This window comes from Mycobacterium sp. (assembly GCF_049673265.1).
Lineage (GTDB): Bacteria > Actinomycetota > Actinomycetes > Mycobacteriales > Mycobacteriaceae > Mycobacterium.
Genome location: NZ_JBATXN010000175.1, coordinates 1 through 15,482 on the forward strand (window position 1 = coordinate 1; position 15,482 = coordinate 15,482).

A 15,482-nucleotide genomic window follows, 5' to 3' on the forward strand; every position below is an offset into this window, starting at 1 on the left:
CCGCCGAACAGCGATGTGAAATGTGCTCGGAGAGCATCGTCGACGAGCACCAGCACGTCGTGAATGTGGCAGCACGCCAACTGATGTGCGTCTGCCGCGGCTGCTATCTGCTGTTCACCGACAGCCACGCCGAGCTGCGATACCGCGCGGTCCCCGACCGGTATCTGTGCTTTCCCGACTTTGCACTGGACCGCCGCGCGTGGGAGGCGCTGCAGATCCCGGTCGGCCTCGCATTCTTATTCCGCAACTCAGCGCTGGATCGCACCGTCGCGTTCTACCCAGGACCTGCGGGGGCAACCGAATCGGAGCTCGACCTCGAGGCTTGGACCGCGATCAGCGTGGCCGACTCCCGCGTTGGCCTACTCGTCGACGACGTCGAGGCGCTGCTGGTGCGAGTGCGCGACGGTGAACAACCCGATTGCTATCTGGTCCCGATCGACGCCTGCTACGAGTTCGTCGGCGGGTTGCGGATGTTGTGGCGGGGCTTCGACGGCGGGCAGGCGGCCCGCGAATTCATCGACGCCTTCTTCGCTCAACTCGCAGTCCGCAGTACGGAGCGACGGCAATGACCGGCCCCACCGACAAGGCGACCGGAGTGACATTCGCCGTCCTCGAAGTGGTCCCGGAGCCATATGCGGCGACCCCGGTACTGACCGCGCGCGTCAGTGTTTCGGTGCCCCACGACGAACCGGTGCACGCGATCGCTTTGCGCTGCCAGGTCCGCATCGAACCATTGCGCCGGGGCTACTCCGACGAGGAGGCAGCGGGGCTGACCGATTTGTTCGGGCCGCGGGAACGCTGGGCAACCACCCAGCGCACATTCTTGTGGCAGCATTGCACCGCGATGGTGCCGGCGTTCAGCCACGCCGCCGAGATAACGCTGCCGCTCGAGTGCACCTACGATTTCGAGGTCGCCGCCGCCAAGTACCTGCACGCGCTGCGCGACGGTGCCGTGCCGCTGCAATTCCTGTTCAGCGGAACAGTATTCGCGCCAGGTCAGCGAGGCTTTTCCGTCCAGCAGGTGTCGTGGGAGTGCGAAGACAGCTACGACATGCCAGTGGCGGCGTGGCGAGATCTCATCCGGCAGCACTATCCAAACACCGGGTGGGTGCGGCTGTCTCACGAAACCGTAGCCGCTTTGGCCGCCTACAAGTCGGCGCGCGGCCTGTTGAGCATCGAGGATGCGGTCGCCGCCCTGCTCGACGCGGCGCACCAGGAGGCGCGATGACCGCGGATTGGGATCGGGCCCGCGCCGTTGCCGACGCCGTCCTCTACGAGGGGTACCTGCTCTACCCGTACCGCGCGACGTCGAGTAGAAATCGATCGCGTTGGCAGTGGGGCGTTTTGGGCCCTCCGGGCGCGGGCGACGCCGGAATCGGCGAGGACGACACCATCGCCGCGCAGTTTCTCGTCGACGGAGCGCAAGCAATCACCCTAGTGGTGCGCTTCCTGCAGCTGCAGCATCGCCGCGCCGAACGCGCCAACGGCTGCGGCCGATTCGAACCCGTCGACGAGCTGAACACGCCGGCTGGTTCATGGCTGACCTGGGATGAAGCCATCGAGGATGAAACGTCATTCGGCCCCTTTGCGTTTGACGATCCGGCCCAGCCGTGGTCGCTGACGCTGACCGCACCGGCGGCAACCGATGTTGAATATGTCGAGGGCGGTCGGCTCGTCCGAATCCGGCAGGAGATCAGCGCCACGGTGACCGTAGCCGTCGAGCCGGACGGCGTGCTCCATCGGGTCTCGGTACGAGTCGCAAACACCGGAGCCCCTGCTCTTGACAAGGGCGACGCGATTGCACGTTCCCTGATCGGCACCCACGTCATCGCGGAAGTCGTTGGCGGCGAGTTCGTATCGCTCCTCGAGCCGCCGCTGCCCGCTGCCGACGCGGTGTCTCGATGCAGCCAGCACCGATGCTTCCCGGTATTGGCCGGCAGGCCCGACACCCGGGATCTCCTGCTGATCTCGCCGATCATCCTCTACGACCACCCCGAGATCGCCGAACAGAGCGAGACCGCGTTATACGACTCCACCGAGATCGACGAGATCCTGACGCTGCGGGTGATGACCATGACCGACCAGGAGAAGGCGCAGGCACGGGCCACCGATCCGCTGGCCGCGCAAATCATCGACCGCTGTGACTCGATGTCGCCCGACGAAATGGCACGCCTGCACGGAGTCCTGCGGGATCCGCAGGAGGCAGTTGGACTGATTCCGGAGGTGCCCGACGGTGTGGACTGGTGGGATCCGTTGGCCGACAATGCCGTACAGCCCGAACTGGACGCAGTGCTGGTGAACGGTGTCCGGGTAGCTCGAGGCAGTCGAGTGCTTCTGCATCCGGGGCGTCGAGCCGACGCACAGGACCTGTTCTTCGCAGGCAAGACCGCTCGCGTCACCACCGTGCACGAAGATGTCGACGGCAACCAGCACGTCGGTGTCGTCGTCGAAGACGATCCGGCGGCAGACCTGCACGACTGGTACGGCCGCTATCTGTACTTCTCCCCCGACGAAGTCGAACCGCTCGAAACCATAACCACGGAAAGGAATTCGACATGGAGATCGTAGGATGGGTGTTCATCGCTATCCTGGCGCTGATCGCCCTGGCCGGAGTTGTGCTGGGGCTGATATCCCTGCCGGACGCCCGGCGGTATCTCAAGATCCGGCACATGTAGCGTCGCCGGACGGTCCGAGACCAGTGCGCATCCTTGTGGCCGGCATCGGCAACATCTTCCTCGGTGACGACGGGTTCGGCTCCGAGGTAGTCAGGCACGTCCCAGTCCAGCAAGACGATTCGGGCGTGCGGGTGGTCGACTACGGCATTGGGGGCATGCACTTGGCGTACGAGTTGCTTGAGGACTGGGACGCGCTGGTCCTTATCGACGCGGTCGCCAATCGCGGCAGCCCGGGCGCTTTGCACATCTTTCAGGCCGACCATGAATCACGTTCGGCAACAGCCGCTCTGGATGCCCACAGCATGGATCCCGCGGCAGTATTCGACGGCCTGAGGGCACTCGGGGGCAAACCGCCGTACACGGTCGTCATCGGCTGCGAGGTCGGGAGCGTCGAGCAAGGCATCGGTCTCACCGACCCCGTCGCGAGTGCCCTTCCGCGGGCCGTCCTGGCCGTTGAGGAGGTCATCGCCGGTCTGCGGTCTCGATCGCCGGCAACCTCGTTCGAAGGGCAGGGCTGAGCGATGTGTCTGGGCATACCGGGCCGAGTAGTCAGGATGCTGGAGGGTTACGACGGGCAACTCGCCCTCGTCGACGTCGCCGGAGCGCAACGCAAGGTCAATGTCGGCATGTTGCCGGAGGAGACGTTTGCACCCGATGACTGGGTAATCATTCACATGGGGTTCGTGGTCGAGAGGACCGACCGTGCCGGGGCCGAGCAGGCGATGGCCGGTCTGGAGTTGATGGGCCGGGGCCGCGATGATCCGGCGGACGCTTCTGCCGGCGAGCAGACGGTGGGCAGTCGATATGACTGACACGCTAGTGAAATCCGCCGACGTCCGGCAACGGTTCACCGTGACCGGTGTCGTTCAGGGGGTGGGGTTCCGTCCGTTCGTCCACCGGATCGCCACCGAGCTTTTGCTGAGCGGATTCGTCGGCAACGATTCGGGCGCGGTCTTCCTCGAAGTGCAGGGACCCGTCGCACGCATTGACGAATTTCATCGGCGGCTCAGGGCTGAGGCGCCGCCGTTGGCAAGGATCAGTGCTATCTGCGTCGTCAATGTCAACGCCGACAGTGCATGCAGCGGCAACTTCCGCATCGCGGAAAGCCAGACGGTCGCCGGTGCTACTAGCCCAATTCCGCCCGACATCGCGGTCTGCGACGACTGCATCGCCGAGTTGTTCGGCCCGAACGACCGTCGTCACCGACACCCCTTTGTGACGTGCACCAACTGCGGTCCCCGGTTTACCATCATCCGAGCCTTGCCCTACGACCGTCCGGCCACCACCATGTCGGCGTTCACCATGTGTGAACGCTGCGCCGCCGAATACCACGACCCGGCCAACCGCCGCTTCCATGCTCAGCCGATCGCTTGCCCGGACTGCGGGCCGTCGCTGTGGTTCGCCGCGCACGCCGAGCGGGTCCACGGATCCGACGCGGCGCTGGCGGCCAGCCAGCGGGCACTGGCCGCGGGCGCGGTGGTCGCGATCAAGGGCATCGGCGGCTACCACCTGGCCTGTCGAGTCGACGACGAGGCGGCGGTCGGCGCGCTGCGAACCCGAAAAGCGCGCGGTGCCAAGCCGTTCGCCGTCCTGGTGCGGGATCTCGACGTCGCTCGCCGCTACGCACACATCGACGACACCGAAGCCGCGGTGCTCTCCAATGCGGCCCGGCCAATCGTGCTGCTGCGGCGCCGACGGGACGCGCCGGTCGCTGACGCCGTCGCACCCGGCAGCCCACTGCTCGGACTGATGCTGCCCTACTCGCCGATCCATCACTTACTGCTCGCGTCCGTGCCAGGTGCCGAGGCGCCGGTACCCGACGCGCTGGTGCTGACCAGCGCTAACCGCTCCGATGAGCCCATCTGTTTCACCGAAGACGATGCCGCGCAGCGCCTTCCACCGCTGTGTGACGCCCTGCTCGATCACGACCGGCCGATACACGTGCCGTGCGACGACTCGGTGGTGCGCGTGGTCGATCACCGGGAGCTGCCGATCCGTAGGTCCCGCGGATACGCGCCGCTGCCCGTCGACCTCGGCTTCGATGCCCCGCCGGTGCTGGCCGTCGGCGGCGAACTGAAGAACACCTTCTGCCTCACCGACGGCGCGCGCGCATACATGTCCGGACACATCGGTGACATGAAAACGCTCGAGACCCTACGGGCATTCGAGCGCGCGGTGGACCAACTCAGCGAAGTCCGACACCAGCCAATGCGATTGGCCGCCGACCTGCATCCCGGTTACCACACCCGCGGTTGGGCGGAGCGCCACGCGGGTGATCGACCGGTGGACCTGGTTCAGCACCACCACGCGCACGTGGTGTCGCTGCTCGCCGAGCACGGGCGCATCGGTGAACCCGTGATCGGGGTTGCGTTCGATGGCACCGGCTACGGCTGCGACCAAACAATTTGGGGCGGCGAAGTTCTCAAGCTCGGGCGCGACAGCCAGCGCTTCGTCCGGGTCGGCCACCTGTTGCCGGTACCGCTGCCAGGCGGTGATGCGGCCGTGCGGAATCCGTGGCGGATGGCGCTGTCTCAGCTATGGATGGCCGACATCGACTGGACGCCGGACTTACCCCCGGTCATCGCCGCTACGCCCGCCGAACTACGGCTCACGCGTTCACAACTGGAGAGCAACGTGGGTTGCGTGCCGTGTTCGAGCATGGGCCGGCTGTTCGACGCGGTCGCTTCCCTGCTGGGGGTGCGACACGGGATCGATTACGAAGCCCAGGCGGCGATCGAGCTCGAGGCGCTCGCCCAATCGATCGGCGACACCCCGGGACCGAGGCTACGAATGACGGTGCGCGCCGACGGGGTGATCGACCCCACCGACATGCTGCGGACGATGGTGTCGGCGCTGCGCACGGGTACACAACCGGCGGTGCTGGCCGCCGAGTTCCACCAGGCGGTCGCTGCGGCCGTCGCCGATGCGGTCGGAATGGCCGCCGGGCCGGCGCGGCTGGTGGGCCTCACCGGCGGGGTGTTTCAGAACGTATTGTTGCTGAGTGCTTGTTGTAACAAATTGCAGCAGAGCGGATTTGAGGTTCTGACCCACCGGACGGTACCACCCAACGACGGCGGGTTGGCACTGGGTCAGGCCGTGATTTCTGTGCTGACCGCGCTGGAAGAGGCTCAATCGTGACCACCACCACGGCGATCGATCGGGGGCTTGGCGCCGAGCTGGCAGCCGATCTGGCCGCGACCGCGTTCACGCTAGCCAAGCGATTCGCGGCGGGCGCGACCATGTGGTCCATCGCGCCGTCGTGGGAGCCACACGCGCTGCACATCGCGGTCGAGTTCGTGCATCCGGTGATCATGGGCAAGCGGGCGCTGCCGGCTGTTGCGCTGACCGGACCCAACCTGGTCGACTTGGTGCGGGTGTCGGTTCGGCCGGGCGACATCGTGATCGGGGTTGGTGCCGCCGATAACCGCGAGCTGCGTTCGGTGATGCGCCGCAGCCCGGCCTGGGGCGCCACTACGATCTGGATCGGCAACGGCGAACGGCCGCCAGCCGGGGTGGCCGATCACGTGCTGTGGCTCGACGACCCCGACCCGCGCATCCCCGCGACGGGCGGCTTTGTGCTCTTCTATCACCTGTTGTGGGAGCTCACCCACGTTTGTTTCGAGCACTCGGGATTGCTCAAACCCGAATGCACCGAAGAGGTTTGCGTCACGTGCAGTGATGAGGGACGCATGGGTGAAGTGGTGTCGCCGTCGGCCGACGGGATAGCCGCGGTCCGCACCGCGCGCGGCGTCGAGAACGTGGCGACGACGTTGATCGATCCTGTCGCCGCGGGCGAGTTGGTACTGGTGCACGCCGGCACCGCGATCAGCCGCATGGAGGAGGACGCGTGATGCCCGAAGAACCCACCAACTTCCTGTATCCGTTCATCGATGCGCAGGAAGATAACTCGGAATCATTGCTTGCCGATCTCGCCGCGTCAGCGCAGTCAAAGGCCGCCGAGAGCCTGGCGCTGCGGCGCAACACACTGGAAGCCAATGCCGAGCTGCTGGAGCAGGCCGCTACCGAGATGGCACGCCGGTTTGCGGCCGGCGGACGGCTGTTCACCTTCGGAAACGGCGGCAGCTGCACCGATTCCACGACGTTGGCCGCCTTATTCGCCCGTCCGCCAGCCGGAAAGCCGTTGCCCGCGTGGTCATTGACGGCCGATCAGGCAATTATCACCGCGCTGGGCAACGACGTAGGGTTCGAGCTGGTGTTCGCCCGCCAGCTGATCGCCCGTGCGAAGCCCGGTGACATCGCGATCGCGATGTCGACCAGCGGCAATTCGTCCAATCTGCTCACCGCGCTGGCCGAGGCACGACAGCGTGATTTGTACACGGTCGGTTTCGCCGGATACGACGGCGGCGCGTTCATGAACAATCCAACGGTGGACGCCTGCTTCATCGTTCGCTCACAAAGCGTGCATCGGATTCAGGAATCGCAAGCGTTGCTGGGCTACCAGCTGTGGCTGGCCACCCAGCAACGGTGCGACGGTCGAGGTTTGGGGGCCGCATGAGCAAGTCAGCGGGTGAATACCTGTCATCGGGGCCGCGGTTCGCCGAGGGCGAGGTGATCGAGCGGATCGAGTCGTTCCGCAGGCGTCGCCCCCGGTTGCTCGACGACCACGTGAACCTGGCACACGGGGCGGGCGGAAAGGCCTCGGCCGCGCTGGTCGACGCAGTGTTCGTGGAGGCGTTCCGCAACCCGCTGCTCGAGTCGCTCGGTGACGGCGCGGTGCTCACGCTGCCCGGCGGTGAGCGGCTGGCGATGTCAACTGATTCATTTGTGGTGCAGCCCAGACGCTTTCCCGGTGGCTCCATCGGCGAACTCGCCGTCCACGGCACTTGCAACGACCTTGCGATGGCAGGCGCAGTGCCGTCATGGATCGCCGCGGCGTTCGTTCTGGAAGAGGGCTTTCCCATTGCCGAGCTGAAGGAGATCGTCGCCGACATGGCTGCCGCCGCAGCCAACGCGGGTGTGCAGATCGTCACTGGCGACACGAAGGTGGTGCCCAAGGGTGCGGCCGATGGCATGTTCGTCACCACCACCGGGGCCGGCGTCATTCCCGCAGAGCGCAAACTTTCGGCGGCTGCGGTACGCGCCGGTGACAAGCTGCTCTTGTCGGGTTCGATGGGCGATCACGGCATGGCGGTAATGCTCGCTCGGGGCGACCTGGCCATCGAAGCGGACATCCGTTCCGACACGGCGTGCCTTAGCCCGCTGGTCGAACTGCTGATGGAGGCCGCGCCGTCCACCCGCTGGCTGCGGGACGCAACACGGGGCGGGGTTGGGACCGTCTGCAACGAACTAGCCCAAGCATGCGGGCTCGGGGTGCTGCTCGAAGAGGAGCGACTACCGGTGCGGCCCATGGTGAATGGCGCGTGCGAGTTGCTCGGCATCGATCCCCTCTACGTCGCCAACGAGGGGAAGTTCGTCGCCGTCGTTGCATCCGAAGAGGCCGAGGCCGGGCTGGCCGCATTGCAGTCGCATCCGCTGGGCGCCGACGCGGCCGAGGTCGGGGAAATCGTCGCCGAACCAGCCGAAACGGTTGCGCTGCGAACCGGATTCGGCGGTACCCGGATCGTCGACATGCTCGTCGGCGACCCGCTACCCCGAATCTGCTGAGAGGTGTGGCGATCGCAAGTGCGGCGAAGCCGGGCGAAGCGGATCGCCACTAGAGAGGAGAAGACCGCCGATGTGTCTAGGGATTCCGGGCCGGATCGTTGAGATCACCGACCCCGCAAATTATTTGGCGAAGGTGGACGTCAGCGGTGTGCAGCGCACGATCAGCGTGCGGCTGTTAGAGAACGAGATACCCGAGCCCGACGACTGGGTACTGGTCCACGTCGGTTTCGCGATGGCCAAGATCGACGAGACCGAGGCGCTACTGACGCTGGCCGCCGTCAAGAAGCTCGGCGAGGCCTACACCACCGAAATCGAAGCCTTCGACTCATCGGCGATTGTCTAAAGGGGGCCAGTGATGAAATTCGTTGACGAATTCCGTGATCCGGCGGCGGCGCGCAAGCTGTTGGCTGCCATCGAGCATCTAGCCGGAACCGGCGCCGACCACTTCAAGTTCATGGAGGTGTGCGGCGGACACACCCACACCATCTACCGGCACGGGATCGAACACCTGCTGCCCGACAACGTCGAACTGGTCCACGGCCCGGGATGCCCGGTCTGCGTCATCCCGATGGGCCGAATCGACGACGCGATGTGGCTAGCCGGCCAACCCGACGTGATCTTCACCTGTTTCGGCGACATGATGCGGGTGCCCGGATCGGCCGGCAGTCTGCTGGACGCCAAGGCGCGCGGCGCCGACGTACGGTTCGTCTACTCGCCGCTGGACGCACTAAAGGTCGCGATCGACAACCCCGACAAACACGTGGTGTTCTTCGCCATCGGTTTCGAGACCACCGCCCCGTCGACGGCGGTGACGCTGGTGCGGGCTCACGACCTAGGTCTGCGCAATTTCAGCGTGTTCTGCAACCACGTCACGATCGTCCCGCCGATCAAGGCGATCCTGGAATCACCGGACCTGCGACTGTCCGGCTTCATCGGACCCGGTCACGTCTCCACGGTGGTCGGCAACCGACCGTACCGATTCGTTCCCGAGGTGTACGGAAAGCCGTTGGTGGTAGCCGGATTCGAGCCCCTGGACATTCTGGCCGCGGTCACCATGCTACTGCGCCAGATCCGTGACGGCCGCTGCGAAGTGGAGAATCAGTACAAGCGGGTCGTCCCCGAACACGGCAATCCAGCCGCGCTGGCGCTGATGGGCAAGGTGTTCGCGCTGCGTCCACACTTCGAATGGCGCGGGCTGGGTTTCATTTCGCAAAGCGCATTGCGCCTGCACGACGACTTCGCTGAGTTCGATGCCGAACTGCGGTTCGCGATGCCCGGCGTGCGCGTCGCCGACCCCAAAGCATGCCAGTGCGGCGAGGTGCTCAAGGGGGTGCTCAAGCCTTGGGAATGCAAGGTTTTCGGCACGGCGTGCACGCCGGAAACCCCGATCGGGACGTGCATGGTGTCCCCCGAGGGCGCCTGCGCGGCCTACTACAACTTCGGCCGCATGCACCGCGACGCCGTCAAGCTGGTGGGATCCTCCGGAGGCTGACAATTGGACCCGGACAGCCGCGGCGCCGAGATGTTCGCCCGCTACGCATATGCCCCCAACGCGCTGGGCTATTGCGGTCCACCGCTGGGGGCGACATTGCGCGACGGTTCGGTCGAGGACGTGCGGGTCGCCGCAACGCAGTTTTCCGGCGCCTGGCCCTACTTGCAGGTGCTCGCGAAAATGACCCGAATCACCGACCCGCTGGATCACCGGCTCGTCGAGTCGTACTGGCTCGGGGATGGTATCGGCGCCGAGCTCGATCCGGATGAGTTCTTCCACGAATTGCTCGCAATCATCGGTCCCAAGGCGAGCCGCTATTGGGGGCATCTCACCGCGGATTTGGCGTGCGAGGCGGCCGCCAATCACTGCTTCCATGTGTTCGGTGTCTATCCGTGGTCCCGGCTGTTGGGACGCGGACTGGACGATCACCCGTTAAGTGTGCTGGATAATTGCCGGATCACCTGGGGGACAGTGCTTTCCCGCGACGGCGATGACGTCGAGGTGTCGTGTTGTCGGCTGTCGTGGGACGGACACGTGCTTCGCTTGTCCGAGCCGTCGGTACGCCGGCTCGACGTCTGGACCGACGGCTACAGCGCGGTGCCCGACGTGGTGGTTGGGGACGAGATTGCCATCCACTGGGGCCGGCTATGCGGCCGGTTGCAACCCGGCCAGATCCAGGCGTTGGCCGACAGCACCACCCGCCAGCTCAACGTGACAAACCAGCGGCTGGCGCACGTTTAGCCTCGCGGCGAGCGTTTGCCCGGCCCGTCACCCTGGCACTGCGGGCATAGTCCGTGCAGGGTGAGGCCGGCGCTTTCGGACAGCGTGAACGAACTGCCCACCATCGCGTGTTCCAGCGCAGAGGCCAGCCGTCCTGCCGGCACTTCGATGATCGAGCCGCATCGAGTGCACACCGCGTGATGGTGCGGGTCGGCAGCCAACCCGTAGGTGGTGACCCCGCCCTCGATGGTCAGCGCATGCAACACACCCTGGTCGACCAGGGTAGTCACCGTGCGGTAGATCGTCGCCAGGTCCGGCGGCTGGTCTTCGGCGGGCAGGCATTCGCGCAGCCGCTCGTCGATCTCGGCAACCGACAGATGACCGTGCACCGGCTCGAGCACGGCCAAGACCGCGATCCGGGATGCCATCCGCCTGAGCCCATGAGACCGCAGCAGCTCACCGATCCGCTCGGCGGCGGCCGGATCCAATGCCGAAGGCTTGGCCACCCACCCAGTATGCGCCTGCCAAACTGACGTGATGCCGAGTTTGTCGCGCGGCGACCCGCCGCACCCGGCTTCGCCGCGCTTGCGATCGCCGCGAGGATCGATCTGCGACGTGCTGCCGGCCGCGGCCGCACTGCTTTCGGTTTCCGGGGCGCAGGACGTGCTGGGAGTAACGGACTGGATCGGCGACGTGCGACGCGTCGCGGTCGTGCTCGTCGACGGGATGGGCTGGCATTTACTTCCGGCGCTGGCCGCCGATGCCCCGCTGCTGGCGTCGGTGCTAGCCGGCGATGCGGGGCGGCTGGACGAACTCGCCTGTACCTTCCCGTCCACCACACCGACCAGCCTCGCGTCGCTGACCACCGGGGCGGCGCCGGGCGAACACGGGATTCTCGGCTTTACGGTCAAGCTGCCCGACTCCGACCGGGTGCTCACCCACATCTTTTGGCGTGACGATCCCCCGGCGGCCCAATGGCAGCCCGTCCCAACGTGGTTCGAGCGGCTGCGACAAGCCGGCGTCGAGGCCGGCGCCGTGCTGCCTACGGCATTTCTCGGCAGCGGGCTCACCGAGGCGGTATACCGCGGCGCGCAATTGCACCCGGCCAATAGCGACGACGACTACGCGCAACTCGTGGTCGACCAGTTGCACGCGAGGCCCGGATTGCTATATGCCTACACGGCCGACCTCGACACCGCAGCACACCTGTTCGGCATCGATTCACCGCAGTGGCACGCAGCCGCGGCCCGCGTCGACGCACTGCTGACCCGACTGGTCGAGGCGTTGCCACCGGATGCCGCGCTACTGATTACCGCCGACCACGGCGGTCTGAACGTGCCCGCGCATGCCCGCATCGACCTCGACGCCGATCCGAGGTTGCAGGCCGGTGTGCACGCGGTCGCCGGCGAGCCTCGGGTCCGCTACCTGCATACCGTGCCCGGTGCGGCACCCGACGTAATCGGCGCCTGGAGCGAGCTACTGGATGGCCGAGCCGAGGTGCGCAGCCGCGACGACGCGGTCGCAGCCGGGCTGTTCGGGCCGGTGCGATCCGGCCACCTGGGCCGCGTCGGCGATGTCGTCGTCACTTGCACCGGCGACACGGCAGTATTGGCCACCGGCCATGAACCACCGGAAGTGGCTCGGCTTGTCGGCTTTCACGGCGCCGCCACTGCAGCCGAGCTGGCGATCCCGCTGATCACCTTCCGGGGCTGATCGATTCCACTTGCAAAAAACTTGCAGAATTCCTGCGAATCGTCTGCATGACGTCCACCGGTGGTCTAACCTCGTCGGCGGTCGGAGTTTTTGAAGATGGGACGCCAGATGGCCGCTGACCCGCTCAGCAGGCAATGGTCGTCACTGTCTCGGCTGCGGGCCGCGTTGACGCCAGACGAGTGGGTGCGTCTGGGATCGATGTTCGCGGTGATCATCGCGCTGCATGTAATCGGTTGGGGCACACTGGTGCTCATAGTCGAGCCAGCGCACTTGAGCGTCGGAGATAAAGCGTTCGGCATCGGCATCGGGCTGACGGCCTACACGCTGGGACTGCGCCACGCATTCGATGCCGACCACATAGCCGCGATCGACAACACCACCCGCAAACTGATGAACGACGCCGAACGGCCGCTTGCCGTCGGCTTCTTTTTCTCGTTGGGCCACTCGTCGGTGGTGTTCGGGCTGGCCGTTGTGATCGCAACTGGCCTCAAGGCGATCGTCGGGCCGGTCGAGCAGGATTCGTCGGCCCTGCACCACTACACCGGCTTGATCGGCACCACCGTTTCGGGCGTCTTCCTGTGTTTGATCGCGGGCATCAATGTGGTGATCCTGCTTGGCATTCTGCGGGTATTCGCGCGGATGCGCCGCGGCGAGTACGACGAAGAGGAGCTCGAAGCACAGCTGAACAACCGCGGGCTGCTCAATCGCTTGTTGGGCCGCTTCACCAACTCAGTGAGCGCGTCCTGGCACATGTATCCGGTCGGCTTGTTGTTCGGGCTGGGTTTTGACACCGCTACCGAAGTGGCACTACTGGTGCTGGCCGGCACCAGCGCGGCGGCCGGCCTGCCCTGGTATGCCATCGTGTGTCTGCCGGTGCTGTTCACCGCCGGGATGTGCCTACTGGACACAATCGACGGTTCGTTCATGAATTTCGCTTATGGTTGGGCGTTTTCCAACCCGGTGCGAAAGGTGTACTACAACATCACGATCACCGGGCTCTCTGTCCTGGTCGCGGTGCTGGTCGGTGGCGTGGAATTGCTCGGACTGCTTGCGCAGCAGCTCGGTTGGACCGGCGGGTTCTGGCGCTGGCTGGGCGGCATCGACCTCAACGCGATCGGTTTTGTGATCGTTGGCTTGTTCGTGGTGACATGGGTGGGCGCCGTGTTGGTCTGGCGCTATGCACGCATCGAGGAGAAGTGGACGGTGCAGCCCGAGCGCGTCGGCTGAAACGCGTCAAAAAGTCGGCCTGGCTTCCCGCCCGGCCGAGACCGCCACCGCACTCGAACGCGCTTCAAAACCGTTACGACTCTGCACGATGCACGGGCAGAGCTGGGTGGCCTGCTGTCTGAATGCGGCGGGGCCACCGCTAAACCAATGACCGTAGCTTTCCATCCGGTTCCCGGCGCGGTACTCGCTGTCTGAAATCAGCCTGCGCTATGGCATTTCGGGGCCGGTTATCTACAAAGGAGCAGTCCATGTCGTTCGTCGAGATCGTACCGGAAATGCTGTTCGCCGCAGCGGGGAATCTGCACATGATCGGCTCGGCGGTCAGCGCGCAGAATGCCGCGGCAATAGCCCCGACCATAGGGCTGGTTCCCGCGGCCGCCGACGAGGTCTCCGCTTTGACTGCAATGCAATTCGCTGCACACGCGCAGATGTATCAGGAAGTCAGCGCGCGGGCCACCGCGATGCACCAGATGTTCGTGACGGTTTTGGCAGCTAGCGCAGATTCCTATACCACCACCGAAGCGGCCAACGTGGTTGCGGCAAGTTGAGGAGTGAGCAATGGATTTCGCAATTCTGCCACCAGAAATCAACTCCGGGCTGATGTACAGCGGCCCGGGTTCAGCGCCCATGACGGCCGCCGCGGCGTCGTGGGACAACCTGGCAATCGAGATGTATTCGGCGGCCACCAATTACGACTCGGTAGTCTCCAGCCTGACCAACGGACCATGGCGAGGCTCGGCGTCGGCGTCGATGTCAGCCGCTGCCGCACCGTATGTGTCATGGATGAGCACCACCGCGGCACAGGCCGAACAGGCTGCGGGCCAAGCTAAATCGGCAGCCGGCGCTTATGAAGCCGCGTTCGCGATGACGGTTCCCCCGGCGGTCATCGCCGCCAACCGTACGCTACTGACATCGCTGATCTCGACCAACATCCTCGGTCAGAACACCCCGGCGATCGCGGCCACCGAAGCCCACTACGCCGAGATGTGGGCCCAGGACGCCGCGGCGATGTACGGCTACGCCGGATCCTCCGCGGCAGCATCGACATTGACGCCGTTCGCCGACGCGCCGGCGACCACCAGCGGGGCGGCACCGGCCGTGCAGGTCGCCGCCGTCGCTCAGGCCACCGGCGCGGGAACGCAGTCGACATTGTCGCAGTTGGTGACTGCGGTGCCCGCTGCGCTACAAGGCCTCACATCGCCCGCAACGTCGTCAGAGTCGGGACTCATGGACGTTCTCGACTTCCTGACTGGGAACGGATCCGGAACAGGGCTCTCGGCGATCTTCAACGACTTGTTCAGCTCGAATGGCCTTGGGTTGAATAGCAGCCTCTGGAACACCATCTTCTCGTCCGGGTTCTACATGCCGGGAAACTGGATCGGGACCCTCTCCGAGATCCCGGCCCTCCTCGGGGCCGGGACTGCTGCCGATGCGGCAGGGGCTGCCGCGGGCGACGCAGCGGCCGCAGTCGAGGGGCTCGGTGCTGGTGCCGCCGCACTCCCGACTGGCGGTGTTGGTGGCGCGGTTTCGGCGGCCTTAGGCCGTGGTGCGGCAATCGGAGCGCTGGCGGTGCCACCGAGCTGGGATGCGATCGCGCCGGTGACAAGCCCTATTGCCCCGTTGTTGGGAGGTGCCCCGATCAGCGCGCCTGCCGCGGTGCCGGGCATGCTCGGCATGCCGGCTGCCAGTGCAGTCGGCAACCACTTCAACGCCTCAGCTCCCAAATACGGCTTTCGCCCGATAGTGGTGGCCCACCCGCCCGCAGCCGGATAGCCAGCCTCCTACAGAGGGGTGGTGTAAGCGGCGCTGATACCACCGTCGACCAGAAACGACGCAGCGGTGATGAACGAGGCGTCGTCGCTGGCCAAAAAGGCTACAGCTGCGGCGATTTCGTCGGCCTCGGCGAAGCGGCCCATCGGTATGTGCACCAGCCGCCGAGCCGCGCGGTCGGGGTCCTTGGCAAAAAGCTCTTGCAGCAGTGGGGTGTTCACCGGCCCCGGGCATAGCGCGTTGACTCGAATGCCCTGGCG

Annotated in this window: 19 protein-coding genes; 17 read left to right on the forward strand and 2 right to left on the reverse strand. The window is 65.8% G+C overall.

The features are described from left to right. The 13 genes from WBF82_RS05980 to WBF82_RS06040 form a co-directional block, all read left to right on the forward strand. Positions 1–569: DUF5947 family protein (locus WBF82_RS05980; protein ID WP_424382157.1), on the forward strand; the 569-nt coding region annotated here is incomplete at its 5' end. Beyond that, complete coding sequence (locus tag WBF82_RS05985) at positions 566–1,228, forward strand: DUF6084 family protein (RefSeq protein ID WP_424382158.1); 663 nt, start codon at positions 566–568, stop codon at positions 1,226–1,228. The genes WBF82_RS05980 and WBF82_RS05985, both read left to right, overlap by 4 nt. Continuing rightward, positions 1,225–2,568, forward strand: coding sequence for a hypothetical protein (locus WBF82_RS05990; protein ID WP_424382159.1), 1,344 nt, complete (start codon positions 1,225–1,227; stop codon positions 2,566–2,568). Before WBF82_RS05985 ends, WBF82_RS05990 begins: the two co-directional genes overlap by 4 nt. Then, positions 2,556–2,675 (forward strand): DUF6893 family small protein, encoded by a 120-nt coding sequence (locus tag WBF82_RS05995; RefSeq protein WP_424382160.1) that lies wholly within the window; start codon positions 2,556–2,558, stop codon positions 2,673–2,675. Before WBF82_RS05990 ends, WBF82_RS05995 begins: the two co-directional genes overlap by 13 nt. Before the next feature lie 23 nt (positions 2,676–2,698). Then, entirely contained in the window at positions 2,699–3,193 is a 495-nt protein-coding gene (locus tag WBF82_RS06000; protein WP_424382161.1) for a hydrogenase maturation protease, read from the forward strand. Positions 3,194–3,196: 3 nt separating this feature from the next. Continuing rightward, a complete protein-coding gene (locus WBF82_RS06005; protein ID WP_424382162.1) occupies positions 3,197–3,487 on the forward strand; it encodes a HypC/HybG/HupF family hydrogenase formation chaperone in 291 nt (96 codons plus the stop codon). Next, the gene (gene hypF, locus WBF82_RS06010; RefSeq protein ID WP_424382163.1) at positions 3,480–5,813 is read left to right on the forward strand and encodes a carbamoyltransferase HypF; all 2,334 of its coding nucleotides are present in this window, start codon (positions 3,480–3,482) and stop codon (positions 5,811–5,813) included. Before WBF82_RS06005 ends, hypF begins: the two co-directional genes overlap by 8 nt. Beyond that, positions 5,810–6,526, forward strand: coding sequence for a HypC/HybG/HupF family hydrogenase formation chaperone (locus WBF82_RS06015; RefSeq protein WP_424382164.1), 717 nt, complete (start codon positions 5,810–5,812; stop codon positions 6,524–6,526). The genes hypF and WBF82_RS06015 overlap by 4 nt, the downstream gene beginning before the upstream one ends. Beyond that, positions 6,526–7,191, forward strand: coding sequence for a D-sedoheptulose-7-phosphate isomerase (locus WBF82_RS06020; protein WP_424382165.1), 666 nt, complete (start codon positions 6,526–6,528; stop codon positions 7,189–7,191). Before WBF82_RS06015 ends, WBF82_RS06020 begins: the two co-directional genes overlap by 1 nt. Continuing rightward, positions 7,188–8,300 carry a hydrogenase expression/formation protein HypE gene (gene hypE, locus WBF82_RS06025; protein ID WP_424382166.1) on the forward strand — a complete coding sequence of 371 codons (1,113 nt, stop codon included), beginning with the start codon at positions 7,188–7,190 and terminating at the stop codon, positions 8,298–8,300. The genes WBF82_RS06020 and hypE overlap by 4 nt, the downstream gene beginning before the upstream one ends. A 70-nt stretch (positions 8,301–8,370) precedes the next feature. After that, positions 8,371–8,643, forward strand: a complete 273-nt coding sequence (locus tag WBF82_RS06030; protein ID WP_424382167.1) for a HypC/HybG/HupF family hydrogenase formation chaperone — start codon at positions 8,371–8,373, stop codon at positions 8,641–8,643. A 12-nt stretch (positions 8,644–8,655) separates the two neighbouring features. Further along, positions 8,656–9,792: a hydrogenase formation protein HypD gene (gene hypD, locus WBF82_RS06035; RefSeq protein WP_424382168.1), complete on the forward strand. Its 1,137-nt coding sequence runs from the start codon at positions 8,656–8,658 to the stop codon at positions 9,790–9,792. A gap of 3 nt (positions 9,793–9,795) precedes the next feature. Continuing rightward, positions 9,796–10,533, forward strand: a complete 738-nt coding sequence (locus WBF82_RS06040) for a DUF6390 family protein (protein ID WP_424382169.1) — start codon at positions 9,796–9,798, stop codon at positions 10,531–10,533. On the opposite strand, the gene WBF82_RS06045 is transcribed toward WBF82_RS06040, so the two are convergent. Continuing rightward, positions 10,530–11,018: a Fur family transcriptional regulator gene (locus WBF82_RS06045; protein ID WP_424382170.1), complete on the reverse strand. Its 489-nt coding sequence runs from the start codon at positions 11,016–11,018 to the stop codon at positions 10,530–10,532. The two genes, WBF82_RS06040 and WBF82_RS06045, sit on opposite strands and share 4 nt — an antisense overlap. Before the next feature lie 31 nt (positions 11,019–11,049). Between WBF82_RS06045 and WBF82_RS06050 the strand changes: the two genes are divergently transcribed. The 4 genes from WBF82_RS06050 (at position 11,050) to WBF82_RS06065 (ending at position 15,225) form a co-directional block, all read left to right on the forward strand. Continuing rightward, on the forward strand, positions 11,050–12,225 hold the full coding sequence (locus WBF82_RS06050; protein WP_424382171.1) for an alkaline phosphatase family protein: 1,176 nt from the start codon (positions 11,050–11,052) through the stop codon (positions 12,223–12,225). A 108-nt stretch (positions 12,226–12,333) separates the two neighbouring features. Continuing rightward, the gene (locus WBF82_RS06055; protein WP_424382175.1) at positions 12,334–13,452 is read left to right on the forward strand and encodes a HoxN/HupN/NixA family nickel/cobalt transporter; all 1,119 of its coding nucleotides are present in this window, start codon (positions 12,334–12,336) and stop codon (positions 13,450–13,452) included. A 248-nt stretch (positions 13,453–13,700) separates the two neighbouring features. Then, positions 13,701–14,000, forward strand: coding sequence for a PE family protein (locus WBF82_RS06060; RefSeq protein WP_424382172.1), 300 nt, complete (start codon positions 13,701–13,703; stop codon positions 13,998–14,000). A 10-nt stretch (positions 14,001–14,010) separates the two neighbouring features. Next, positions 14,011–15,225, forward strand: coding sequence for a PPE family protein (locus WBF82_RS06065; RefSeq protein ID WP_424382173.1), 1,215 nt, complete (start codon positions 14,011–14,013; stop codon positions 15,223–15,225). A gap of 8 nt (positions 15,226–15,233) precedes the next feature. Here the strand turns inward: WBF82_RS06065 and WBF82_RS06070 are convergent. Continuing rightward, on the reverse strand, positions 15,234–15,482 hold a 249-nt coding region (locus WBF82_RS06070; RefSeq protein ID WP_424382174.1), incomplete at its 5' end, for an SDR family oxidoreductase.